General features: G+C 39.5%; 30 protein-coding genes and 4 pseudogenes. 24 read left to right on the top strand and 10 right to left on the bottom strand.

What is annotated here, in order from left to right; translation table 11 throughout:
* The 9 genes and pseudogenes from BM213_RS04365 to BM213_RS04330 all read left to right on the top strand — a co-directional run.
* Positions 1 to 194: pseudogene (locus BM213_RS04365) on the top strand (IS4 family transposase); the annotation flags it as partial.
* Between the two features lie 202 nt (positions 195 to 396).
* Positions 397 to 801: a secondary thiamine-phosphate synthase enzyme YjbQ gene (locus BM213_RS04360; protein ID WP_091701314.1), complete on the top strand. Its 405-nt coding sequence runs from the start codon at positions 397 to 399 to the stop codon at positions 799 to 801.
* On the top strand, positions 798 to 1,325 hold the full coding sequence (locus tag BM213_RS04355) for a glycerol-3-phosphate responsive antiterminator (protein WP_279625315.1): 528 nt from the start codon (positions 798 to 800) through the stop codon (positions 1,323 to 1,325). The genes BM213_RS04360 and BM213_RS04355 overlap by 4 nt, the downstream gene beginning before the upstream one ends.
* Positions 1,244 to 2,002, top strand: a pseudogene (locus BM213_RS04350) (FGGY-family carbohydrate kinase); the annotation flags it as partial. The gene BM213_RS04355 and the pseudogene BM213_RS04350, both read left to right, overlap by 82 nt.
* A gap of 131 nt (positions 2,003 to 2,133) precedes the next feature.
* A pseudogene (locus BM213_RS14895) lies at positions 2,134 to 2,295 on the top strand (HD family phosphohydrolase); the annotation flags it as partial.
* Between the two features lie 154 nt (positions 2,296 to 2,449).
* A complete protein-coding gene (locus BM213_RS04345) occupies positions 2,450 to 3,202 on the top strand; it encodes a DeoR/GlpR family DNA-binding transcription regulator (RefSeq protein WP_091701311.1) in 753 nt (250 codons plus the stop codon).
* On the top strand, positions 3,199 to 4,122 hold the full coding sequence (pfkB, locus tag BM213_RS04340; protein WP_091701309.1) for a 1-phosphofructokinase: 924 nt from the start codon (positions 3,199 to 3,201) through the stop codon (positions 4,120 to 4,122). The genes BM213_RS04345 and pfkB overlap by 4 nt, the downstream gene beginning before the upstream one ends.
* Positions 4,119 to 5,975 carry a PTS fructose transporter subunit IIABC gene (locus BM213_RS04335; RefSeq protein ID WP_091701307.1) on the top strand — a complete coding sequence of 619 codons (1,857 nt, stop codon included), beginning with the start codon at positions 4,119 to 4,121 and terminating at the stop codon, positions 5,973 to 5,975. The genes pfkB and BM213_RS04335 overlap by 4 nt, the downstream gene beginning before the upstream one ends.
* Before the next feature lie 132 nt (positions 5,976 to 6,107).
* Positions 6,108 to 6,548 carry a flavodoxin gene (locus BM213_RS04330; protein ID WP_004890548.1) on the top strand — a complete coding sequence of 147 codons (441 nt, stop codon included), beginning with the start codon at positions 6,108 to 6,110 and terminating at the stop codon, positions 6,546 to 6,548.
* 78 nt (positions 6,549 to 6,626) lie between these two features.
* Here the strand turns inward: BM213_RS04330 and BM213_RS04325 are convergent, their stop codons facing one another.
* Positions 6,627 to 7,934: an ATP-binding protein gene (locus BM213_RS04325; RefSeq protein WP_091701305.1), complete on the bottom strand. Its 1,308-nt coding sequence runs from the start codon at positions 7,932 to 7,934 to the stop codon at positions 6,627 to 6,629.
* Positions 7,935 to 8,128: 194 nt separating this feature from the next.
* Between BM213_RS04325 and BM213_RS04320 the strand changes: the two genes are divergently transcribed.
* Positions 8,129 to 8,935 carry a uroporphyrinogen-III synthase gene (locus tag BM213_RS04320; RefSeq protein WP_091701302.1) on the top strand — a complete coding sequence of 269 codons (807 nt, stop codon included), beginning with the start codon at positions 8,129 to 8,131 and terminating at the stop codon, positions 8,933 to 8,935.
* Between the two features lie 21 nt (positions 8,936 to 8,956).
* Here the strand turns inward: BM213_RS04320 and BM213_RS14890 are convergent, their stop codons facing one another.
* The 3 genes from BM213_RS14890 to BM213_RS04310 all read right to left on the bottom strand — a co-directional run bounded on the left by BM213_RS14890 (position 8,957) and on the right by BM213_RS04310 (position 10,785).
* Positions 8,957 to 9,094: a hypothetical protein gene (locus tag BM213_RS14890; RefSeq protein WP_244149187.1), complete on the bottom strand. Its 138-nt coding sequence runs from the start codon at positions 9,092 to 9,094 to the stop codon at positions 8,957 to 8,959.
* A gap of 4 nt (positions 9,095 to 9,098) precedes the next feature.
* Positions 9,099 to 9,590 (bottom strand): methyl-accepting chemotaxis protein, encoded by a 492-nt coding sequence (locus BM213_RS04315; RefSeq protein WP_244149186.1) that lies wholly within the window; start codon positions 9,588 to 9,590, stop codon positions 9,099 to 9,101.
* 91 nt (positions 9,591 to 9,681) lie between these two features.
* On the bottom strand, positions 9,682 to 10,785 hold the full coding sequence (locus BM213_RS04310; RefSeq protein ID WP_091701300.1) for an acyltransferase: 1,104 nt from the start codon (positions 10,783 to 10,785) through the stop codon (positions 9,682 to 9,684).
* Positions 10,786 to 10,950: 165 nt separating this feature from the next.
* Here BM213_RS04310 and BM213_RS04305 point away from each other — a divergent pair, with 165 nt between their 5' ends.
* From BM213_RS04305 to BM213_RS14635, 3 genes are all read left to right on the top strand, one after another.
* Positions 10,951 to 11,451, top strand: a complete 501-nt coding sequence (locus BM213_RS04305) for a metal-dependent hydrolase (protein ID WP_091701297.1) — start codon at positions 10,951 to 10,953, stop codon at positions 11,449 to 11,451.
* Between the two features lie 65 nt (positions 11,452 to 11,516).
* Complete coding sequence (rraA, locus tag BM213_RS04300; protein WP_091701294.1) at positions 11,517 to 11,993, top strand: ribonuclease E activity regulator RraA; 477 nt, start codon at positions 11,517 to 11,519, stop codon at positions 11,991 to 11,993.
* Between the two features lie 41 nt (positions 11,994 to 12,034).
* On the top strand, positions 12,035 to 12,187 hold the full coding sequence (locus tag BM213_RS14635; protein ID WP_167357370.1) for a hypothetical protein: 153 nt from the start codon (positions 12,035 to 12,037) through the stop codon (positions 12,185 to 12,187).
* 206 nt (positions 12,188 to 12,393) lie between these two features.
* Here BM213_RS14635 and BM213_RS15290 read toward each other — a convergent pair whose 3' ends face one another.
* Complete coding sequence (locus tag BM213_RS15290) at positions 12,394 to 12,516, bottom strand: hypothetical protein (RefSeq protein ID WP_425265914.1); 123 nt, start codon at positions 12,514 to 12,516, stop codon at positions 12,394 to 12,396.
* Between the two features lie 44 nt (positions 12,517 to 12,560).
* Positions 12,561 to 12,845: pseudogene (locus BM213_RS15285) on the bottom strand (IS3 family transposase); the annotation flags it as partial.
* 60 nt (positions 12,846 to 12,905) lie between these two features.
* Here BM213_RS15285 and pxpB point away from each other — a divergent pair.
* From pxpB to BM213_RS15275, 6 genes are all read left to right on the top strand, one after another.
* On the top strand, positions 12,906 to 13,628 hold the full coding sequence (gene pxpB, locus BM213_RS04290) for a 5-oxoprolinase subunit PxpB (protein WP_091701289.1): 723 nt from the start codon (positions 12,906 to 12,908) through the stop codon (positions 13,626 to 13,628).
* On the top strand, positions 13,612 to 14,622 hold the full coding sequence (locus tag BM213_RS04285) for a 5-oxoprolinase subunit C family protein (protein WP_091701286.1): 1,011 nt from the start codon (positions 13,612 to 13,614) through the stop codon (positions 14,620 to 14,622). Before pxpB ends, BM213_RS04285 begins: the two co-directional genes overlap by 17 nt.
* A gap of 1 nt (position 14,623) precedes the next feature.
* Positions 14,624 to 15,394: a 5-oxoprolinase subunit PxpA gene (gene pxpA, locus BM213_RS04280; RefSeq protein WP_091701283.1), complete on the top strand. Its 771-nt coding sequence runs from the start codon at positions 14,624 to 14,626 to the stop codon at positions 15,392 to 15,394.
* Positions 15,395 to 15,423: 29 nt separating this feature from the next.
* Complete coding sequence (locus tag BM213_RS04275) at positions 15,424 to 16,614, top strand: NRAMP family divalent metal transporter (RefSeq protein ID WP_091701281.1); 1,191 nt, start codon at positions 15,424 to 15,426, stop codon at positions 16,612 to 16,614.
* Between the two features lie 147 nt (positions 16,615 to 16,761).
* Positions 16,762 to 16,902, top strand: coding sequence for a hypothetical protein (locus tag BM213_RS15280; RefSeq protein ID WP_425265910.1), 141 nt, complete (start codon positions 16,762 to 16,764; stop codon positions 16,900 to 16,902).
* Between the two features lie 36 nt (positions 16,903 to 16,938).
* The gene (locus BM213_RS15275) at positions 16,939 to 17,151 is read left to right on the top strand and encodes an IS3 family transposase (protein WP_425265913.1); all 213 of its coding nucleotides are present in this window, start codon (positions 16,939 to 16,941) and stop codon (positions 17,149 to 17,151) included.
* 153 nt (positions 17,152 to 17,304) lie between these two features.
* Here BM213_RS15275 and BM213_RS15140 read toward each other — a convergent pair whose 3' ends face one another.
* Complete coding sequence (locus tag BM213_RS15140) at positions 17,305 to 17,439, bottom strand: hypothetical protein (RefSeq protein WP_003397258.1); 135 nt, start codon at positions 17,437 to 17,439, stop codon at positions 17,305 to 17,307.
* A 64-nt stretch (positions 17,440 to 17,503) separates the two neighbouring features.
* On the opposite strand from BM213_RS15140, the gene BM213_RS04260 reads away from it, so the two are divergent.
* Positions 17,504 to 18,178 carry a class I SAM-dependent methyltransferase gene (locus tag BM213_RS04260; protein ID WP_208601862.1) on the top strand — a complete coding sequence of 225 codons (675 nt, stop codon included), beginning with the start codon at positions 17,504 to 17,506 and terminating at the stop codon, positions 18,176 to 18,178.
* A gap of 9 nt (positions 18,179 to 18,187) precedes the next feature.
* Here BM213_RS04260 and BM213_RS04255 read toward each other — a convergent pair whose 3' ends face one another.
* Both BM213_RS04255 and metA read right to left on the bottom strand, forming a co-directional pair.
* Positions 18,188 to 19,690: an MDR family MFS transporter gene (locus tag BM213_RS04255; RefSeq protein WP_091701272.1), complete on the bottom strand. Its 1,503-nt coding sequence runs from the start codon at positions 19,688 to 19,690 to the stop codon at positions 18,188 to 18,190.
* Between the two features lie 93 nt (positions 19,691 to 19,783).
* Complete coding sequence (gene metA / locus BM213_RS04250) at positions 19,784 to 20,692, bottom strand: homoserine O-acetyltransferase MetA (protein WP_091701270.1); 909 nt, start codon at positions 20,690 to 20,692, stop codon at positions 19,784 to 19,786.
* 145 nt (positions 20,693 to 20,837) lie between these two features.
* Between metA and BM213_RS04245 the strand changes: the two genes are divergently transcribed.
* The 4 genes from BM213_RS04245 to BM213_RS04230 all read left to right on the top strand — a co-directional run bounded on the left by BM213_RS04245 (position 20,838) and on the right by BM213_RS04230 (position 23,652).
* Positions 20,838 to 21,272: a BrxA/BrxB family bacilliredoxin gene (locus tag BM213_RS04245; protein ID WP_003397253.1), complete on the top strand. Its 435-nt coding sequence runs from the start codon at positions 20,838 to 20,840 to the stop codon at positions 21,270 to 21,272.
* A 41-nt stretch (positions 21,273 to 21,313) separates the two neighbouring features.
* Entirely contained in the window at positions 21,314 to 22,090 is a 777-nt protein-coding gene (locus BM213_RS04240; RefSeq protein ID WP_091701267.1) for a class I SAM-dependent methyltransferase, read from the top strand.
* A 34-nt stretch (positions 22,091 to 22,124) separates the two neighbouring features.
* Positions 22,125 to 22,256, top strand: a complete 132-nt coding sequence (locus tag BM213_RS04235) for a YuzL family protein (RefSeq protein WP_091701263.1) — start codon at positions 22,125 to 22,127, stop codon at positions 22,254 to 22,256.
* Between the two features lie 175 nt (positions 22,257 to 22,431).
* Positions 22,432 to 23,652 carry a dicarboxylate/amino acid:cation symporter gene (locus tag BM213_RS04230; protein WP_091701327.1) on the top strand — a complete coding sequence of 407 codons (1,221 nt, stop codon included), beginning with the start codon at positions 22,432 to 22,434 and terminating at the stop codon, positions 23,650 to 23,652.
* A 22-nt stretch (positions 23,653 to 23,674) separates the two neighbouring features.
* On the opposite strand, the gene BM213_RS04225 is transcribed toward BM213_RS04230, so the two are convergent.
* Positions 23,675 to 24,040, bottom strand: coding sequence for a GIY-YIG nuclease family protein (locus BM213_RS04225; RefSeq protein WP_091701259.1), 366 nt, complete (start codon positions 24,038 to 24,040; stop codon positions 23,675 to 23,677).
* Positions 24,041 to 24,090 lie beyond the last annotated feature (50 nt).

Here is a 24,090-nt window from a genome sequence, read left to right as displayed (position 1 = left end):
TTTTTGGTCACAGTGAACAAGCTGTACATAATCAAGTGTACGTAGCCATGATAGTGTACTGTCTGAATGTTTTAGCTCAGTTGAACACGAATAGCGAACGCAGTTACTTACAAATTAGTCGCTATTTGAAGGCTTCTTTGTGGAAATCCGCTCACATTTGGTTACGAAAAATCGAAGGAAACAGCGTCCCATAAAGGTTTGCCAGTCGTTGTTGCACAAGTCATAGGTTATAGTAAAAAAATGGATGTCTACTACCCTCGCTTAGGTGTTTTCGTTTTTTCTCTAAAGTCCAGAAAAAATAAAACTGAAAATTCAGACATCATTTATGCGACGGTAGTGAAAACAATTGTGAAAATATGTATGATCATAAATATATGAGGATAAAGGTGGGAACGTATGATGATCAAACAATGGACGATTCAGACGACGAAGCGAGATGAATTTGTAGACATTACTTCACTTGTTCAATCATTCGTCACAGAAACTAGGGTTCAAGAAGGAATGGTAGTTGTTTATTGCCCGCATACGACTGCGGGGATAACGATTAATGAAAATGCCGATCCTGATGTGACACGGGATATGATCCGTCGTTTCGATGAATTGTATCCATGGTATCATTCTCTCGATCGGCATAGTGAAGGAAACACAGCTGCTCATATGAAAGCAAGCACGGTTGGATCATCTGCGCATGTCATTGTCACAAAAGGTCAGTTGCTTCTCGGAACATGGCAAGGCATTTATTTTTGCGAGTTCGATGGACCGAGAACGAGAACATTTTATGTGAAGGTGATTGAAGGATGAACGAACAACGTATTTTGCCGGCAGTACGTTCGATGAAAGATTTTGACAGGCTATTAAAAATGAATTATGAATATGGTGTGTTTTTAGACATTCATATCGGTATGTTGAAAAGTGTATATGCATATGCAAATGAACATGGGAAAAAAATGTTTCTTCACGTTGATTTAATACAAGGGCTAAAAAGTGATGAGTATGCCACGGAGTTTTTATGCCAACTTGTGAGGCCGTACGGATTGATTTCTACAAAAAGCAGTGTGATTGCAAAAGCAAAACAAAAGGGAGTCATCGCGATTCAACGAACATTTATTATCGATTCAAATGCCTTTGAAAGAAGCGTTCAACTCGTCGAAAAAACAAATCCTGATTATATCGAGGTATTACCTGGTGTCGTGCCAAAAGTTATTTCCAAACTTCATGAACGAACAAGTAAAAAAATAGTCGCCAACAGGCAGCTTTGTTCGGACAAGCATGCTTTGAACAAGGAATGGCGAAAAACACATACGGTACAGGTTGCTTTATGTTAATGAATACGGGCGAAAAAGCAGTTCAGTCTAAACACGGTTTATTAACGACAATTGCATGGGGAGTCGATGGAAAAGTCGAATATGCGTTAGAAGGAAGCATTTTCGTTGCTGGATCTGCCATTCAATGGTTGCGTGACGGATTACGAATGATTAAGGAAGCAAAAGATAGCGAAGCATATGCAACGAAAGTACAATCAACAGATGGTGTATATGTGGTACCGGCGTTTGTAGGACTTGGGACACCATATTGGGATAGCGATGTACGAGGAGCGGTATTTGGCTTGACACGCGGAACGACAAAAGAGCACTTTATTCGCGCAACGCTTGAGTCACTTGCATATCAAACGAAAGATGTGCTAACTGCCATGGAAGCGGATGCGGGGATTACGTTAAAAACGTTACGTGTTGATGGTGGAGCGGTAAAAAACAACTTTTTAATGCAATTTCAAAGTGACATCCTCGGCGTACCCGTTGAAAGACCAGTTGTGAACGAAACGACTGCTCTCGGTGCTGCTTACTTAGCAGGGCTCGCGGTTGGCTATTGGCAAAGTAGAGAAGAGATTGCGAAACAATGGAATATAGATCGTGCTTTTGAACCAAAAATGAATGTTGATGTTCAACAACAACTTTATGATGGATGGAAAAAAGCAGTTCGTGCTGCCCAAATGTTTAAATAAAGAGTCAAACCGACTGTCTTTTGGGCAGTCGGTTTATTTTTATAAATAAAACTATGTTCTAAATAATCAAAAAGAAAAACAAAATATTTCGTTAATATAACCGTTTCCATAGCGAAAAAAAATGTGCTATTCGTCCATATCAACGAACAAAAACATTCTCCGAAGCAATTGTTGAATTGCGCCGCTGTTCTGGGACGCAATTCGATCCTCAATATGTCGAGCCATTTATCCAAATGATTGAAGAATATTATCCTGAGAAAGTCGGAAATGAAAACAAAACTGTCTCACCGTGAGGCAGTTTTTATTTTTTTTGAAAATTGATCGTTTGTGAATGATATATGAAATAAAATGATTATTTTTGATTTAAATTGATTGAATTTGATTGATTTTTTACCTATAGTCCGATATGATAAAGATGTAAGCGATTTAAAATAAGGGGGTGTAGAGTTGTTAACACCGGAACGACATCGTGTTATTTTACAGTTGTTGCAAGAAAAAGAAGTCGTAAAGTTGCATGAATTTGTTGAAGCTACACAATGTTCAGAATCAACAATTCGGCGCGATTTAAGTCAGCTAGAAAAACAAAAAAAGCTAAAGCGTGTCCATGGTGGTGCGGCGTTATTACAGCAAAAAAGAGAAGAGTTAAGCGTTTTTGAAAAATCGACTAAAAACATTCATGAAAAACAGCTTATTGGTAAATATGCATCAAGTCTTATTCAAGATGGAGATTGCATTTATTTAGATGCGGGAACGACAACATTACAGATGATTCCTTATATTCAAGCAAAAAATATCGTCGTTGTGACAAATGGAATGATGCATATTGATGCACTATTAGAAAAGGATATCCCGACGTATGTTGTTGGCGGATTAATTAAGAAAAAAACGAATGCATTAATCGGGCGAGGAGCTATTCACTCGTTGCAACAATATAGCCTCGACAAATGTTTTATCGGTGTAAACGGTGTTCATATTGATTCTGGCTATACGACTCCTGATCCGGAAGAAGCGTTTATGAAACAAACAGCCATTCATTTATCTCGACAAGCTTTCGTATTAGCGGATCATTCAAAACTTAACGAAAGCGCGTTCGCTAAAATTGCCGAATTACAGGAAGCTACGATGATTACGAATGAAACGGATGAAGAATTATTAGCAATGTACGAAGTAAAAACGACAGTAGAGGTTGTGAAAGCATGATTTATACATGTACATTAAATCCTTCGGTTGATTATATTGTTGAAGCGCAACAGATCGAACTTGGAAAATTAAATCGTGCGACAAAAACATCCTATTTTCCTGGGGGGAAAGGAATTAATGTATCACGCGTGCTAAAACGACTACACATTCATAATATTGCCCTCGGGTTTATTGGTGGATTTACCGGACAGTTCATTGCTGATGAATTGAAACGGGAACATATTTTAACGGATTTTATTACTGTACCGGGACAAACGCGATTAAACATTAAGTTAAAAGGAGAAAGAGAAACAGAAATAAATGGCGAAGGGCCTGTCATTAGCGATAAACATAAAGAAGCGCTGATCGCTAAAATAAAACAACTAAAGAAAGGTGATATTCTCGTACTAGGTGGAAGTCTTCCACCGTCCGTTGACGATGCTTTTTATATAAGGATGATGGAAGAAGCAAAAAAACAACGAGTAGCTGTTGTTGTTGATACGAGTGGAAACGCGTTGAAACAAGCGATCGCATACGAGCCGTTTTTACTTAAGCCAAACCAAGTTGAACTCGGAGAATTGTTTGAAATAGATATTCATAGTCGACATCAGATCATTGAATGTGGAAAAAAACTAATTGACAATGGTGTGCAACATGTCATTGTATCATTGGCAGGAGATGGAGCGATTTTGTTTCATAAAGACGTAATATTAGTCGCTCAAGCTCCGAAAGGGACAGTAAGAAATTCCGTCGGAGCTGGTGATTCTATGGTGGCTGGATTTTTAGCTGCATATGTAAACGAAGCAACACTTGAGGAGGCATTTCGATATAGCGTTGCGGCCGGTAGTGCAACAGCTTTTTCTGAAGATTTATGTACGGAGGACGGGGTTCATCGTTTGTTAAGTGAAGTGACTATTACAAGAATGGAGGATGCTGTATGAGGATTACGGATATATTGACAGAAGATACAATTGTCCTTGATTTGAAGTCAAAAACAAAAACAGAAGTCATCGAGGAATTAGCAGATGTGCTAGAGAAGACTGGGAAATTGTATGATCGCGAAATGTTTCTAGAAGCGATTTTTGCACGAGAGGCGCAAAGTACGACAGGAATTGGTGAAGGAATTGCTATTCCACATGCGAAAACGAAAGCAGTTCGTACCCCGGCGGTTGTTTTTGGACGCTCAAAAGAAGGAATTGACTACGATGCGTTAGACGGAAAACGAAGCCATTTGTTTTTCATGATTGCTGCACCAGAAGGAGCCAACGATACTCACTTAGAAGCGCTATCCCGCTTGTCAACATTGTTAATGGATACATCGTTTCGCTCAGAAATTGAAAACGCTTCATCAAAACAACAAATTATTCAGACGATTCAAGAAAAGGAGGGAGAAATGGTGACTGAAGAAAAACAGACGGTTGGAAAGAAAAAAGTATTAGCCGTGACAGCGTGCCCAACAGGGATTGCGCATACGTATATGGCTGCTGATGCTTTAAAGGCAAAAGCTAAAGAAATGGGAGTCGATATTAAAGTAGAAACAAATGGTTCAAGTGGTGTGAAAAACGAGTTAACAAAGCAAGACATTGAAGAAGCCGTGGCGATTATCGTTGCAGCAGATAAACAAGTAGAAATGGATCGATTTGACGGTAAACATGTTATTCAAGTACCGGTTGCCGATGCGATTCGTAAACCAGAGCAACTCATTGATCGCGCCTTAAAACAAGATGCTCCAATTTATCGAGTAAGCGGTGGGAATCATTCGTATATTCCAAAAGAACGAACAGGTTTTTATAAACATTTAATGAACGGCGTATCCAATATGCTTCCGTTCGTTGTCGGTGGTGGTATTTTAATCGCAATTTCGTTTATTTTCGGTATTAAGGCGTTTGATCCGAACGATCCGTCGTTCCATCCAATCGCCAAAGCGTTGATGGACATTGGTGGCGGCAGTGCCTTCGCACTCATGATTCCTGTATTGGCTGGCTTCATTGCAATGAGCATTGCGGATCGTCCAGGATTTGCGCCAGGGATGGTCGGAGGATTTATGGCCGCGAATGGCGGTGCAGGCTTTTTAGGTGGACTAATTGCGGGATTTTTAGCCGGTTATCTCGTTGTTGGATTGAAAAAATGGTTTAGCCGTTTGCCACAATCACTTGAAGGAATTAAACCTGTTCTACTTTATCCATTATTCGGAATATTGCTCACGGGACTTATTATGATGTATGTCGTCATTGACCCAGTGAAAGCATTAAATGAAGGAATGAAAACATGGCTTGAAAATATGGGCACAGGTAACCTTGTTTTGCTTGGCCTTGTCCTTGGAGGAATGATGGCAGTCGATATGGGTGGACCAATCAATAAAGCGGCGTTTACGTTTGGAATTGCGATGATTGATGCAGGGAACTATGCACCGCATGCAGCTATTATGGCAGGTGGAATGGTTCCACCTTTAGGATTAGCGATTGCGACAACATTATTTAAAAAGAAATTTACAAAAGCAGAGCGGGAAGCAGGAAAAACATGCTATATTATGGGGGCTTCATTTATTACAGAAGGGGCCATTCCGTTTGCAGCGGCTGATCCAGGACGTGTCATTCCATCAATTATTGTTGGTTCAGCGGTTGCCGGAGCGTTGACGATGATGTTTGGCATCGGTCTCCCAGCACCACATGGTGGCATTTTCGTAATCCCGATCGTAAAAGGAAATCCATTGTTATATGTGCTTGCCATTTTAATTGGTTCACTTGTGACTGCATTCATGGTTGGTTTGTGGAAAAAAGAAGTAAAAGAATAATAGATAAAAAGTAAGCGTGCGATGACAACATCGCGCGTTTTTTTCTTTTTAAAAAATTGACAAAGATAATCATTATCATTTAATATAATTATTGAAAGTGATTATCACTTATATACATAGGGGGGACTATGCATGCCAAAAGCAATAATGATATTTACAAGCATGACAGGGAATACAGAAGAGATGGCTGAAGCGATTGCCGAAGGAGTTCGTGAACAAGGGATCGAGTTGGATGTAAAAGAAGTGTTAGATGCCGTAGCGGTAGAGCTTGAACAATATGACGGGATTTTGCTGGGGGCGTACACATGGGGAGATGGAGAATTACCTGATGACTTTTTAGATTTTTACGATGAACTAGATGACGTTGATTTAACAGGTAAAAAAGCTGCTGTTTTCGGTTCGTGCGATTCGAGTTATGAGAAGTATGGTGCAGCTGTCGACATTTTAATTGAAAAATTACAGGAGCGCGGCGCAGAAGTCGTCCTCGAGGGACTGAAAGTAGAATTGACGCCGACAAAAGAAGAAAAGCAACTATGTATTGCGTTCGGTCGTAATTTTGCCAAACAGTTGTAAAAGGTCGTGTACGAAACGACCTTTTATTTAATTAAACTATGTTCTAAATAATCAAATTAAAATTAAAAAAAGAACAAGTTAACAACTAACTTGTTCAAGAGAGCGTTTGGATGATTTTTCGACATCTGATTTATAATATGAAGGAAAGTACATATATACGTCTGTTCCTTGACCGACTTCACTATGAATAAACAAATCGCCTTTCATTGTTTCAACAATGCGGTAAACAACCATCATTCCAAGGCCTGTCCCTTTCGTTCCTTTTGTTGTGAAGTAAGGTTCACCTAGACGTTCAATTTGTTCTTTTGTCATTCCAACTCCGGTATCACTAATATGAATCAACACATAATCTTTATCAATCGATACGTTAATGCGCAACGTTCCTCCGTTTGGCATGGCTTCAATGGCATTTTTCATTACGTTCAGTAAACATTGTTGAAATTTTTGACGCTCTCCTTTTACGGCAAATGGCAAAAGGAAAGCTTGAATTTCGATACTACTCATGTTTGCAAGAGGACGTAAAATATCAATGACTCGCTCAATTTCGGTTTTGACATTTAACCTTTCGACGTGTTCTGGCGCAGGTTTAGCAAATGTCAAATAATCTGTAATGATTGCTTCCGCGCGATCAATTTCCTCAATGGCAATTTGAATATATTGTCTATCCTTATAGTTTACTCGTTCACTTTGTAACAACAATTGCATAAATCCTCTAGATACGGTTAACGGGTTTCGTACTTCATGTGAAATGGAAGCAGCTAAATGTCCAACAACTTCTATTTTCTCAGCGCGAATGATGCGACGTCGAAGATCGCTATGTTTTTGAATCGCCTCGGTAATATAAGAACCTAAAAATGCTGTAAGTGGTTGAGCTGAAAAATATGTCGAAAGCATATGGATAAGCTGTTGCTCATCATTCATCCATATATGAGATAATGCGATCGTTAAAACAGCTGTTCCAACTGATAGAGCAGTGATGGTGGTAATTCGTTGTTTGGAAGATAAATGTGTTTGAAACTTTTTATAAAAAAATAAACAGACGATGATTTGAATGGTCGTAATGATTATTGTGACAATAATACCTTCCGTTCCGCCAATCATCATCCGATAAATTATAGTGATCATTGCAAGAAAAAGGGTAGAGAACGCCCCACCGTACAAGCCACCAATCCAAATCGCCACTTGCCGTAAATCAAAAACGAACCCATTTGTTGTTTGAATAGGAAACATCATACAAAAGACAATACATATGCCGATTGAAAACGTTTTTAAAATGGCCTTTGAGCGATCGGATATGCGACGTTCTTCAAGCCAAATAGGAGCAATTAGCAACGCCAATATAATAAAAAATAGGTTGAGCAATACTTCTTCAATTAGTAGGGGCATATAAGCCCGCTCCTTTCGACATTTATTTCAGAATAATAAGAATATTTATGTCGGATGATTTCTTTTACATTGTAAGCTAATGTAGTTACGTTGTGAACACAAAACAGTTCGATGTTTTATGTCAAGATTCAACAAATTTTGCACTACTTTTCACTTTTATATGGTATGATGGGAAGAAAAAGGGGGGACGACGTATGGAAAAGGCATTAGCAAACAAAAAGATTGTGCTATGTGCTTCACGAAAAATTGAAGAAATGAGCGCGCTTATTGTCAAACAAGGGGGGATTCCGATTTTGCGACCCGCCCAAGGAACGACATTTTTGAATGAAGAGTTAGAGCAACATCTTCATCACATCGTTCACGAACAAAATGATTGGTTTATTTTTACAACAGGGATTGGTGTAGAGGCATTGATCAAAAAGGCGAAGGAATATGGGATTGAACAATTACTGCTTCAGTCCATTCGTGGTGCACATGTAGCGGTGCGTGGTTATAAAACGATGAATGTATTACGTACATATGGAATTACCCCTCGCATATGTGCAGACGACGGAACAACAAAAGGTTTGATCCGCGCATTACAAGAAGTCGACTGGAAAAGTAAAAAAGTTGTTGTCCAGCTTTATGGAGATTCCATTCCATCATTACAACAATTTTTAGTGAAGCGAGGGGCTTTATATAAGGAAATATGGCCATATCGACATACTCCGCCTACATTCGATGTAATGAAGCAGCTTACTGATGATATTATTTCCCGTGCTGTGCAAGCGGTTTGTTTCACATCAGCGATTCAAGTTCGCTTTTTCTTCTCGTTTGTTCGTGAGCACGGATATGTCGAACAGATCAAGCAGGCTTTTGCTGAAGATATCGTAGCTGTTGCTGTTGGAAAAGTAACGAAAGAGGCGTTACAAGAGGAAGGAATTAATCGTGTGATCGCACCGACTCATGAAAGAATGGGAGCGATGGTCATCGAGTTAGTAAAGTACTATAGCATGATGTAGACGTGCACAAATATGGCACGTCTACATACGAAATGACTCAACTGTTGTGCGGAGTTGCTCGTCGAGTTCGGCAAGCGTTTGGGCACTAGAAGTGATTTGTTCGTTCATAGCTAATTGTTCTTCAACTGTTATTGTGCTTTCATTGCTTCTTTGCATCACTTGCTCAGAAAGTTGCTTCAGTTGACTCTTTGTTTGAGTTAGCTCGTTGGAAATGGCTGTTATTTGCCCGATAGCTGCCGAATGTGGTTTGCACTTTAGAAAACACTTGTTCCACAGACTCGTCAATTGCGCAAAATGAGCGTTCTGCAGTATCGTAATATGTCTCGCCATCAACGAGTTTTCTTGTACTATGTTCCATGGATTGTGATACTTTTCTTGTTTCCACTTTTATTCTATCTAGCATTGTTTCGATTTCTTTTGCCGCTTCTTTTGACTGCTCGGATAGTTTGCGGACTTCATCAGCGACCACAGCGAATCCTTTTCTGTGATCACCGGCCCGCGCGGCTTCAATAGTAGCATTTAAGGCAAGCAAATTAGTTTGTTCCATGATGGCAGTGATCGTATTTTTAATTTCCTCAATTTTCTCTAAGTCATTGCAACATTTTTTTGCTGTTTGTAAAAAGAGTTCACCAGTTTTTTTGTAGTTCAGTGACAACATGTGCGCGTTCTTGTTTATGAGCTGTGCGTAAAATATGTTTGAAATAAGAAGTGGTTTGTGTGAACAAAATAAAAAAGCATCCCAAATATTAACTTGGGACACTCTTTTTAGATTTCGATAGCGATAGGATAGAAATAGTCCGATGTTCGCGCGCTTGACCGATAAACAGCAGGCTAAGTGGTGTAGCATGTATAATATAGCAAACGCCAATGGAAACGATTGTTGTGATTGTAAATAATATAACAGCTTGCAACATCGAATACATCGTTGTCGGAATGATCGGTGCAAACACGTATAAGAAAAACATATGTGCAATATATGCCCCATACGTATATCGACTAATGAAACGTAACGCCGTATACAATCGAGATTTTGTTTGCACAATGGTAATCGATAAAGCGTATAGCAAGAAAATTTCTGATGTCACATACAACACCATCGAAGGCTTTAAATACGTAATCATCGTTAAATCGATAGAAAAGATGCCTTGTGATGTAAATAGCTCATAGCTAACAAAGATAAAAAGTGATAAAAACAAAAATGTGTTAAGTGGAATAACTCGAATGACGAATTTCCGCCATGTTGGGAGCGTGTACGCAACCATGCCGCCTAGGCCAAAATAAAAGAAATAAGCTAAAAACGTACGATCGATATAATGTATATATGACGTGCTTTGAACAATTGGAAAAATGAATGTAATAAAACCAATGTAAATCATGGCACTAATGATAATAAATAATTTCCAATACTTCTTTTGATCAATCCAATAAAAAAATGGAATGATGATGACAATAAGCAAATGAAATTGCATGATCATGATGACATACCATAAATGAGAGGCTGCCTCCCCAAGCAACAGTTGTTTCATCACATCGGTCACGTGTAGATGACTAGAAAACAATATAACATAAATAAACGACCACGTCACATATGGAACAACAAGTTCTTTCCATTTGTGTAATACGTATTGACGATAGTCGATGACAGTATGTTGAACAATATGAAATCCTACTAAAAACACGAACACAGGAGCAGAAAATTTGACGAAATGAAACAGCATGCCAATCATAATCGCTTCCTCTGGATGAGGGGAACGATAATTCATTACGTATAGTAACGCGCTTTGAAAAACAACAGCTAAAAATGCTAAACTTTTCATAACGGTTAATTCTGCGGGTGTACTCTTTTTCATTTTCCTCACCAGCTTTATTTGTCAGTTTGTTCATACATTAGTATAATGCTAATAGTTTCACAAAGTTGGCTGGAGCGGTGAACATTTATTGAAAAAATCGTCTCGAATTCATGAATATTAATAACGAATATTATATAAAACGTTTACAAAAGGAAGGGAAAAACGATGCGTTATCATACTCATATTGTTTCATCATTAGCGGTTGGAACCGGGATTGCTGCGTACACTCCTGTTTCATTTACAATCGCCTATGCGGCTGGGCTGACGCTCGGGAGTTTGCTTCCAGATATTGATGAGCCTAACTCATACATCGGTCGTCGCTCGTTTGGGGTTGCCAAGCAGGTGAATAAGGCGTTTGGTCATCGTGGGTTTACCCATTCATTATTAGCATGGGGGGCTATCACTGTCGTTTTATTATTGCAACATTTTTCTCCTTTTACGCTCGGGTTATGTCTTGGATATGCGTTTCATGTTTTAGCTGACTATTGTTCAAGTCAAGGTGTTCCGTTACTATGGCCATTTTCTAAAAAAAGATATCGGTTTGTGATAACGTATCGTACGTCTAGCTTTTTGGAAACACTCCTTTTTTATTGCTTTCTTGTTTTGTTCATTTATTTTTTAACAAATGGTGCGATTGAAGATAGTAGCTCGATCTTCTTATTTTAATTTATTGATTTTTTAGAATAGATTGACTATTATTGTGATGAGATTGACAAAAGTGGGGGATGAGGATGAAAACGGCAGATTTGTGTGATCAATATGGAGAAAGTGTCCGTGTTTGCTCTCTTTCGTTCCGAAGTTACGGTGGAAAAGCAACGTTTTATGGACGAATTGCAACCGTCGATGTATGTGATGATAACGTTCTTGTTCGGGAAGCGCTAGAAACGGCACCGGCAGGAAGCGTCGTCGTTGTGGATGGCAAAGGTTCAAACAAGTGCGCTCTTGTTGGAGATCGGCTTGCACAAATTGCGTGTGACCGTCAATTGGCTGGCATTATTGTACATGGGTGCATTCGTGATTCAAAAGAAATAGGAAATATGCCAATTGGCGTACTTGCGCTTGGGACATGCCCACGCAAAAGTAAAAAAGAAGGAAAAGGGATGCGAGATACAATTGTACATTTTGGCGATATTGAGTGGAAGCCGGGTGCATACGTATATGTTGATGAAGATGGAGTGGTTGTTTCAGATGATTCATTACATGAATAGCCATTTTTCGGTTATCCTATCGTCTAAAGGGGGAATAGACGATGGATAAAAAGCGAACGATGATAGAAGACGAGGTAGCATTTGTTGAACAAGAGATCAATCGATATTTCTACGAGCATCAACCTGAAGAAGTTGTCCCGTTTTATGTCGGCAACAATACACCTGCCATTCGCGTCAGTAAACAAGAAGAGTGAGTCGGGCTAATCGCCCGACTTCAGCTTGTCGACAAAGTCGACAAGCGGTTTTATGGTATTATGTCAAAAAATAGACACGTAAAATCGAGAAAAATTTTAAAACCCTACTACCGCACTTCGTTTGGTGGCCTCTTGATAAAGAGGACGGTTGGTAAACCCTTCTCCTTATCAAGAGGATTAAGAAACCGCTATATCGCGGCTTTTTTTCATTCAGAGAAGGATTGTTTTTTGCCTTGCTGATACATCTTCTCATATGCCACCGGAGATATGTACTCATTAGCGGAATAAATTTGCTCGGCATTATAAAGACACTCAATATATTCAAAAATCCGATGTTCGATCTCTTCCCTTGTTGCAAAGGTCTCGTGAAAAATAAGTTGGGATACATAGGCGAATGATGCTTCGAGTTTGTAGTTGCCTTATATTTTTTCTTTGTTTTTGAACGAATATCACCATCTTTCATGATTCTGGCGACCGTTTTTTGAGATACCTTAACCCCTTGTTTCTGAAGGATTTTTGTGATTTTTGGACTGCCATACGTTTCTCTTGACTCGATATGAATATTTTTGATTTGCTTTTTCAATGCTTCCTGTCTTTTCTTTTGTTGACTTTCTGGTCGTTTGGCCCATGCATAGTATCCACTTCTTGAAACGCCTAAAAATGTTAATATAAAAAGTAAGATTTTGCTTATTTTCGAAAATGGTTAGGAGTTGTAAAAATGGATTATCTTTTCCATTCATTGGGTGATAACGCAGTAATAATTGAACTGGGCGAAGATATTAATTTAGAGACTCATCAAAAGGTAAACATGGTTACAACCTTGTTTGATGAACAGCCATTCGAGTGGATGATCGAATATGTTCCTGCATTTACAACAGTAACTGTGTTTTATGATCCGTTAAAGATTTCGGATTTTAGCTCTTATACACTCCCGTATGATTACGTTTGTGGGCAATTGAAATCCTTATTGGAATCACTTAAGATCGGTGAATTTTCATCTGAAAGGATCGTGGAGATTCCAGTTTGTTACGAGGGAGAGCTAGGTCCTGATTTGGAATATGTTGCGGAATATAATGGTCTCACGCCTGAAGAAGTCATTCATATCCATTCCAGCGGTGATTATTTAGTGTATATGATCGGATTTGCCCCTGGATTTCCATACATAGGAGGCATGTCGGAGAAAATTGCCACACCGCGAAGAGAATCTCCGCGATTAAAAATTCCTGCCGGTTCTGTTGGCATTGCTGGTAAACAGACCGGTATTTATCCGATCGAAACGCCAGGGGGATGGCAGCTTATTGGGCGAACACCGATAAAGCTGTTTCGTCCTGATGACAAATCACCTAGCTTATTAAAGGCGGGGGATAAAATCCGATTTAAACCTATCACTATAGAAGAATACAAACAATGGAAGGAGAACGTCAGTGGTAAAAATCATTAAGCCGGGCCTCCTTACGACCATTCAAGATTTAGGAAGATACGGTTTTCAAAAATTTGGAGTGATTGTAAGCGGGGTAATGGATTCACTGTCACATAGAATTGCAAATCTATTAGTTGGTAACGAAGAAAATGCCCCTACTTTAGAAATAACAATGGTAGGTCCTGTTATTGAATTTGAAAGAGATACACTAATATCTATTTGCGGGGGAGATTTATCACCTTCTATTGATGGAAAATTTGTTCCGTTATGGCGGCCGGTTTTTGTAAAGAAAGGTAGTCAGCTTCGTTTTGGACAATGTAAAGCAGGCTGCCGAAGCTATCTAGCTGTTGCGGGAGGATTCGATGTTCCGCGTGTGATGGGGAGTGCTTCCACCTACCTTAGAGCGGGCATCGGCGGATTTAAAGGCCGTCCATTAAAGACCGGTGACGAGTTAAAATTATCTCCCCCTAATAATCGATCGGTCCAAATGATTCATGATTTTTCTACAAAAATAGGAGATCAAAAGTTTGTAGCGACGAAATGGTCGGTATCTACTGAATTTATTCCCATTTCTAATAAAATCCCTTCCATTCGGGTAATAAAGGGGAGACAATACCAACTATTTTCAAAAGAAAGTCAAAAAAGTTTTTTTCGTGAACCATTTGAAATTACAACCCAATCCGACCGGATGGGATATCGTTTGAAAGGTTCTGTTTTGTCTTTAACATCCACGGAAGAAATGATTTCGGAAGCTGTAAATTTTGGTACTATTCAAGTTCCGCCTGATGGAAATCCGATTGTACTTTTAGCTGACCGGCAAACGACAGGCGGTTATCCGAAAATCGGACAAGTTGCCACCGTGGATTTACCATACATCGCCCAATTAAAACCGGGTGACAAAATAAAGTTTGTTGAAGTTTCTCATGAAGAAGCACAAAGACTTTATTTAGAAAGGGAAAGAGAGATCCAACAACTGAAACGAGCATTATCAATAAAATGGAAAGGAGAAATGTAACATGCATGTTGTCGATTTGAACTGTGATATGGGAGAGAGCTTTGGCGCTTATAAAATGGGGAGAGACGAAGAAATTTTAGATTATGTTACATCAGCCAATATCGCTTGTGGTTTCCATGCGGGCGATCCTTCAACGATGAGGAAAACAGTCCGTTTAGCCCTTGAAAAAAACGTCGGAATTGGCGCTCATCCCGGATTTCAAGATTTATTGGGATTTGGTAGAAGAAACATTGATATTACTCCCCAGGAAGCTTACGACATTGTTGTGTATCAAATTGGCGCCTTATATGCATTTGTAAAATCTGAAGGTGGAAAGCTTCAGCATGTAAAGCCGCATGGAGCATTATATAATATTGCCGCTAAAAACGTTGCGATTGCTCAAGCCATTGCAGAAGCGGTTTATAGAGTAGATCCAGAATTAATCTTGTTAGGACTAGCGGGTGGAGAGCTTGTCAAAGCGGGAAAAAAAATCGGCCTTAAAACCGCTAGTGAAGTGTTCTCTGACCGCACTTACCAAGAGGATGGGACCTTAACATCAAGGCGGGAAGCGAATGCCCTCATCAAAGACCATGACGTAGCTTGCCGGCAAGTTATTCGTATGGTAAAAGAAGGGGAAGTTACATCTCTTCAAGGGAAAGATGTATCGATTCAAGCTGATACGATCTGCATACACGGAGATGGGGAACATGCACTAGACTTTGCAAAATACATACGTAAAGCGTTGAAGGAAGCCAATATTACAGTTACAAAACTTGGTGATTTTATAAAATAAAGATTCATAGGTTCTTAGGGGGATAGAAAATGCAACAAAAAAAGAATATAAGTGTACTTTTAGGTGCGGCGTTTTTGATGGCTACTTCAGCCGTCGGTCCTGGATTTTTGACACAAACGACGCACTTCACACAAGCGCTTGCAGCAAGCTTCGGATTTGTTATTTTAATGTCCATAATTATTGATATTGGAGCACAAATGAACATTTGGCGCATTATGGCGGTCGCAGAAAAAAGAGCTCAAGATATTGCTAACGAAGTATTGCCGGGATTGGGATATTTTCTTGCTGCACTTATTGTCGCCGGTGGTCTAGCTTTTAACATTGGAAACATTGCCGGTGCTGGATTAGGAACCAACGTATTATTCGGGATTTCTCCGGAAATGGGGGCATTATTAAGCGGAATCGTCGCGATCGCTATTTTTATCGTACGGGAAGCTGGAAAAATTATGGATCGCTTCGCTCAATTAATGGGTTTTGTCATGATTGCTCTAACGTTATATGTGATGTTTACGGCTAAGCCACCTATCGGAGAAGCAGTGGTAAAAACCTTTGTTCCAGATACGATCGATATTCTTGCTATTGTTACACTTGTTGGCGGAACGGTTGGAGGATATATTACGTTTGCGGGCGGGCACCGCTTATTGGATGCTGGAATAAAAGGAAAGGAAGCACTTCCTGAGGTGACCCGTAGTTCGATTTCAGGAATCGGTATTGCGTCTATTATGCGAATTTTCTTATTTTTGGCAGCTTTAGGTATTGTCGCGCAAGGGTTAACCCTTGATCCTTCTAACCCTCCGGCATCCGTATTTAAATTAGCTGCAGGCAATATTGGTTACAAAATATTCGGAGTGGTTATGTGGGCAGCAGCCATTACTTCCGTTGTAGGTGCCGCGTATACATCGGTTTCATTTATTCGTACCTTTCATCCAATTTTAGAAAAGTACCACAAGTGGATTATTATCGGATTCATTGCCATTTCAACGTTAGTTTTCGTTTTAGTCGGAAGACCAGTGAAAATCTTAATTTTAGTAGGCTCATTAAACGGTCTGATCTTACCAATTTCTCTAGGCGTGATGTTAGTGGCGGCATACAGAACAAAAATTGTCGGAGATTACAAACATCCATTATGGATGACCATTTTTGGCGTTATTATAGTTATCGCTATGGCTTATATGGGTGTTTACTCTTTAATTAATGGTATACCAAAACTATTTGAATAATTTTCTATGGGAAAAATACGAAAAAACTACGATGTCAAGTTTAAAAAGAAAGTTGTGGAAAGGCATGGGCTACAAAACAGTAGCTAGAAAATTAGGAATTGCTCATGCCATGGTACGTCGATGGGGAAACACTATGAACAGGAAGGCATGCAAGGTCTAGAAGAAAAACGAGGAAAGGCCAAAGGACCAGGCAAAGGAAGACCGAGAACTCGTCCAGAAGATCATGAAATGAAAATCAAACGCCTTGAGGCGGAAGTAGAGATGCTAAAAAAGCTCTTAAAGATGTGAAAGGGGGAATGGAAGCAACTACTCAAAAGATACAATATAAAGGCCAGTATGTCCAGGAAAGGAAACTGTTTAGACAATGCCTGCATGGAAAACTTCTTCAGTCATTTCAAGGAAGAGTGTTTCCATCTGTACTCTTTCCGTACAGCCGAAGAGGTAAAGGATGCCGTACACAAATATATCCGTTTTTATAACCACCAACGGTTTCAAAAAAACCTGAGTCCTTATGAATATAGAACTCAGGCTGCTTAAATGTGCTTTTTTATTCCTGTCTACTTGACAGGGGGTCACTTCACGAAGCACCGCCCCTTCTTTTCTTTTGCACGACTTCCCATCCTACCCACTCTTTTGAAAACATAGTCTATTTCGTCAACAGTCTGTAGTCGGGCTAATCGCCCGACTTTTTTAATGGTCGGTTTTATCGTTTTGACTTTTGTTTTGCTTCCGTCCTTTGCTATTGTCTCCGGTATGTCCGTGCAACTTCCCATGTTGTGTTGGGGCATTTTGATTTTCGCTTCCTTGATTCACTTTTTTTGTCATGTTTCTCTCTCCTTTCTGCTACAATAAACGTAACATGTTTATTTTTTCAAAAAGAGGTGGAGTTATGCGTACGTGGCATAAAGAGGCGGAGAAACAGTGGGATGAGCGCGCGGAGTGGTGGCATCAAAGTAGTGAGGACATGTGGGAGCAGGGAAGTCGAAAAACGATTATTCCTTTTGTTAAAACATACATGCCTAAAGAAGGATATGTTGCAGATATTGGTTGCGGTGACGGATATGGATCATACAAGTTGTGTAAAGAAGGGTACCGAGTGATCGGCTTAGATTTATCAAGCGAAATGATTGAATTAGCAAAAAAGAAAAGACATCATGAACATCTCCATTTTCAACAAGCAGATATTATGAATTTGCCTTTTCCAGATGAAACGTTTACAGGTGCGATGATTATTAACTGCTTTGAATGGACGGAACGTCCGCTTGCTGCGCTTGAGGAAGTGCGGCGTGTATTAAAAGCAAATGCATATGTTTGTGTAGGTATCCTTGGACCGACAGCTGCCCCGCGAGTAAATAGCTATCGCCGCTTATATGATGAGGCGGTGATCTGCAATACGATGATGCCATGGGAGTTTGAACGGCTAGCTACTGAAAATGGTTTTACAGTTGTTGATGGAGAAGGGGTGTATAAGCGCGAAATTGATAATTCTATTATCCGACATTTACCGACAGAGTTAAAACAGGCCGTTTCTTTTATGTGGTTATTTATGTTGCAAAAAAGGTAGGGAGACGCATCATTGCCCCCTACCTTTTTGTTGAACTTCTAATTTTTCGTTTCCCATGAAGAAAATAGCTATTGCACTAAGAGCGATCGGAATTAATGCAATAGAAAATGAAAATGTAATTGACGAAGCCATCGCATCGACAATTTTTTGCAGCACGTTCGGTGGTATTTGAGCCCGTGCTCCTGTTTCAAACAGCGCATGTGGATCTAGCGAAAATGTTGTCGTATTCGCACCGAATGATTCGCGTAATTCAGCAGCTAGCTTATTTGATTGAATCGTTCCGAAAATGGTTATACCAATTGTCATGCCGAGCGAACGAAAAAATGAATTTGTTGAATTCGCTGTCCCACGGAAACGGGGCTCTAAATTATGCATGGACGCCGATGGCAAAAGTGAAAAAGAAAATCCAACCCCAAATCCAGCTAGTGCTATATAAATGGTTAACCAAAGCTTTGACGTTTCTGGAGTCATAAAGCTAAGAAAAAGCATTCCACAAAAATAGGCGATAATTGAAACGAACATAATGTTTCGATATGATGTCTTCGTTTGGGAAATTCCAGCTGTTGAACTTCCTGCAACGGAACCGAGCATCATTGGCATTAAAATAAGCCCTGCGTTTTTGGCCGTTCCACCATATACCGCTTGTACGAATATAGGAATAAAGACAGTTAAAATAACGAATGTCGCCCCGTATAAAAAAGCTAATAGTTGTGCGATCGCAAATGTCCGCCGTTTAAATAAAACGAATGAGATAATCGGCTCTTTTGCTTTTGTCTCTATGTACAAAAAAGCGATAAAGAAAACGGTACTCACCGTAAACAAACAAATGATTGGAATAGAACTCCACTCGTAATGCTTTCCGCCTAGCTCTAATGCAAACATTAAACTAACGACGGCAATGACGAGTGTCAAAGCTCCGTACCAGTCAATGATTTGTTTAGCATGTTGTGTCGACTCTTTATAGTAGCGAGCGATCAAAATAATGGATACGAGACCGATCGGTACGTTGACATAAAATATCCAATGCCAACTTAAGTAGTCAGTAATATACGCACCGAGTAATGGGCCTAATACGCTCGATATACCAAATACCGCTCCGAGAAGTCCGGTCATTTTTCCACGTTTTTCTGGCGGAAACACATCAAATACGATCGTAAAGGCAATCGGCATTAATGCCCCGCCACCAACTCCTTGAATTGCACGAAAAATGCTGAGCTGGACGATGTTTTGAGCTAAACCACACAAAGCGGAGCCGATGAGAAAAACAATGAGTCCAAAAAGAAAAAATCGTTTTCTTCCATACATATCGGATAATTTTCCGAAAATAGGCATACCAGCCATAACCGTAACCATGTAAGCAGACGTGACCCATACAAATTGATCGACGCCCCCTAAGTCAGCGACGATTGTACCAATTGCTGTCGCCACAATCGTATTATCCATCGCCGCCATAAAGATAGCTAATAGCAACCCTAATACAATGAGAGAAATGTGTCGATCTTCAACAACCACCTTTCTTTCCTCCTTTCGTTTATGTATACAAAACATTATATTCTTTTTTTACATACTTACAAATAAAAAAGCCCTCGCCATAAAGCGAAAGGCTTACTCCCACACATACGGTGTCTCTTGATACACATAATAGTTGAGCCAGTTGACAAACAGTAAGTTAGCATGAGAACGCCATGTGTTATACGGTTGCTTATTCGGATCGTTATGTGGAAAATAATATTTTGGAATTTGTATATCCAACCCTTTAGCCACATCACGTTCATATTCTTCTTTTAGCGTTGTAGCATCATACTCTGGGTGCCCTGTTAAAAACACTTGTTTTCCGTCATTTGAAACGACAAGACAAACGCCTGCTTCTTCAGATGAAGATAGAATCGTCAACTCTGAGACAGCCTCGATATGTTCACGTTTAACGTCTGTATGGCGTGAATGCGGGATTTTGTGAATATCGTCAAATCCACGAGTTAACTTGACGTGCTTTTGTTCTAGTATATGGTCGAATACACCGAAACATTTTTGTGGTAAGTTATGCTTAGGGATTCCGTAATGATAGTACATACCTGCTTGTGCACCCCAACAAATATGTAACGTTGATGTAACGTTCGTCTTTGTCCATTCCATGATTTTAGTCAGCTCATCCCAATAATCAACTTGTTCAAATGGCAAGTGTTCTACAGGTGCCCCAGTAATGATCATACCATCATATTTTTTACGTTGAACATGTTGAAATGTCGTATAAAATTGATCAAGATGGTGTTTCGATGTTGTTTTTGCTTCATGCGTCTCTGGGCGTAAGAAAGTTACATGAACTTGCAACGGTGAGTTTCCGAGTAACCGCAACAGTTGTGTTTCCGCCTTTTCCTTTTGTGGCATTAAGTTTAGAATGATAATATTTAACGGCCGAATGTCTTGAGAATAGGCACGCTCCTCATCCATAACAAAAATATTTTCTTGTTCTAGTATTTCTTTTGCAGGAAGATCGCGTGGAATATTAATTGGCATGTCGTCAACCTCCATTTCACATCATATAAATACAATCATTATAAAAATTTTTAGAAAATTATTCAATGTTTTTTTATTTTATTGATTTTTCTATCGACATTGTTGTATTCTTGTAAAAGCAAGAATGATTTGGAGGGATATACGTATGTTTATGTCATATGAAGAATATATGCGTCAAGTAGTGCAACCGATGCGTGATGAATTAGTCAATGGTGGATTTACAGAGTTACGTACGAGTGAAGAAGTTGAACAATTTATGGAACAAGTGGAAGGAACGACGTTTGTTGTCATTAATTCCGTTTGTGGTTGTGCAGCGGGGCTTGCGCGCCCAGCAGCCATTCAGGCTGTACAAATGAGCGAAAAGAAACCAACTCATCTCGTGACCGTATTTGCAGGGCAAGATCGAGAAGCGACGGCTAAAATGCGGGAGTATTTTGTAGGCATTGAACCTTCTTCACCATCGATGGCATTGTTAAAGGGAAAAGAAGTCGTCCATTTTATTCCACGCCACGATATTGAAGCGAATTCAATTGAAAATATTATGCAAAATATTATGCAAGCGTTTGAAAAACATTGTTAAGGGTGTCCGATTGACATCCTTTTTTCTTTTGAGGTGAACGCATGATTGTGACGACAGCTGGCAGAACAAATGAACAGATGATTGAAAAAGCGAGGCAAATTGCGTTGGAATTACAAATTTCATATATACCACGTCGAAAACGATCCATTGCTTCGATTCAACAACAAATACACGAACCGATTCTTGTCGTTGGAAAAGAAAGGCTAGAAATTCATTTCCCACATGGACAAGAACCGTTATTTTTTCATCCAAACTCCGCTTCTTTTCGCGCAAAGCGTATTTTAAAAGGTGAAAGTGAACCATTTTTACAGGCGACGAAATTACAACGAGGGATGACGTTTTTAGACTGCACGCTCGGTTTAGCATCGGATAGTATGATTGCAAGCTTAGTGGTTGGAGAGGAAGGGAAAGTCGTAGGAATTGAAGGGAGTACATATATCGCTTACTTAACAAAACAAGGGTTACGTCATTGGAAAAGTGATATTTGTGAATTAAACGAGGCAATGCGACGCATTCACGTGCTCCATGATGACTTTAGCTCCTTTTTAGAGCAATGTGAGGATAAGTCATATGATGTCGTTTATTTAGATCCGATGTTTGAAGTGAGCATTGAGGAAGCTGATGGAGTAAAAGGATTAAAGCAAGCTGCGCTATATACAAACTTAACAGAACAACATATCGAACAAGCAAAACGAGTAGCCCGACAGCGTGTCGTATTAAAAGACCATTGGCAAAGCTCACGATTTGAACAGTTTGGTTTCTTTGTTTATCGAAGAAAAACGGCAAAATTTCATTTTGGGACGATTGAACTTTTATGAACGAGGCAGAATAAGACGGTAGGAGGTGAAAGAAGTGAGTAAACGAAAAAAAGATGCCTCAAAGACAGGATTAAGTTCACCAGAAGTAAAAGGACAAGGAACAACTGAGCAGGAAACAGGAAATATTGAGATGGATTCGAGTCGTAAACGAACAAAGCGGGTATAAAGCTACCACATCATTGTGGTAGCATTTTTTTGTAAAAAATAAATTATATTACTTTTCTGATAAATATAATTATTTTTCTTTACAATTTTAAAAGAAACATTTACAATTGAAGCGGCTCTTTTTTGTGAAAATACGTTTTAAAGTAAAAAAACAAAAAATTGACGGAGGTGTTCATATGTCGATGACGAAGAAGATTTTACTAGGAATGTTTGCCGGAATGATTGTTGGACTCGTTTTCAACTTAGCTCTTCCAATAGAATGGTTTGACATTGCAAAAACATATGTACTTCATCCGCTTGGAACGATATTTATTAACTTAATTAAACTTCTTGTCGTTCCGATCGTACTCGTTTCATTAATTTTAGGCGCGGCTGGTGTTGGTGATCCGAAAAAACTTGGCCGCATCGGTTTGAAAACAATCTCATTCTTTTTAATTACTACTTCTCTTGCACTTATTATTGCTTTAACATTAGGGGCTGTCATTCGCCCCGGAGAAGGGAATTTTAATTTAGAAGGGGCATCGTTTGAAAAGAAAGAAGCCCCACCTGTTGTAGATACATTGTTAAATATTGTTCCGACTAACCCATTCCAAGCGATGGTGGAAGGGAATATGTTGCAAGTTATTGTTTTTGCGATGCTTGTTGGCATGGCCATCGCTCGCCTTGGTGATCGAGTGAAACAAGTACGAGTTATTGTAGAGCAAGTCAACGATATTTTCATGTACTTAGTAGAGTGGGTCATGAAGCTTGCTCCGTATGGGGCTTTTGCATTAATTACTATCGCGATCGGTGGACAAGGATTAGATGCGATTACAGCGATGGGGAAATATATGTTTGTTGTGTTATTAGCGTTATTCATTCATCTCTTTGCGGTGTATAGTACAGCAGTATGGTTGCTTGGAAAAATGAACCCGATCGCGTTTATTAAAGGATTTTCTCCGGCAATGGTTGTTGCATTTAGTACATCAAGCAGTAATGCTACATTGCCAGTATCAATGGAAACAGCGCAAAAAAACTTAAATGTTCCAAAAAGCATTAGCGGTTTTGTGCAACCGCTCGGGGCGACAATTAACATGGATGGAACAGTCATTATGCAAGGTGTGGCAACGATGTTTATCGCGCAAGTATATGGTGTTGATTTGACATTCGGTGATTTATTGACAGTTGTTTTAACAGCAACGCTTGCAAGCATTGGCACAGCAGGAGTGCCGGGTGTTGGATTAATTATGCTTTCTATGGTGTTAACATCAGTTGGTCTACCTGTTGAAGGAATTGCGCTTATTTTAGGGGTTGATCGACTACTTGATATGACGAGAACGGTTGTAAATATTACTGGAGATGCTGCATGTGCAGTCATTGTTGCAAAATCAGAAGAAAAATATGAGAAAGCGAACTAAACGAGGGAGATCCCCCCTCGTTTTATTGTTTATAATAAATGAGATGGGAAGGACAGCGGCAGTCAGATGAACCAAATTTTTTCACGATCCATTGTCCATCATATTGTTGAAAAAGCTGTTGGGCACGTGCGCATTCACTCAGTTCAGAGGAATATGTTTGGATGTGTGTAATCTCACCATACGGTCGAATGTAATCGATGTGCCATCGCTTTCTTTTTTCTACCTGTATGTGACGTTGAATACGCGATTGCATATTTCGTTTAGCGCTCCCTACATAAATATAGTTTCCCTTTGGAAATAAAAACGTACCTAGTTTCCCGATCTCAACGATGGCGTTGTTATCGATTGTAAAGAAAATCGCATAAACGGTATGCTGCTTGTTGAACATTTTTTCCACCTCTCGAAATTTGTCATTGAAAAATGAAAATGTTAGCACTA

The sequence above is a fragment of the Anoxybacillus pushchinoensis genome (assembly GCF_900111795.1).
GTDB lineage: Bacteria > Bacillota > Bacilli > Bacillales > Anoxybacillaceae > Anoxybacillus > Anoxybacillus pushchinoensis.
The sequence above is the reverse complement of the archived record's forward strand: the minus strand, read 5'-3'. Positions and strand labels throughout refer to the sequence as shown.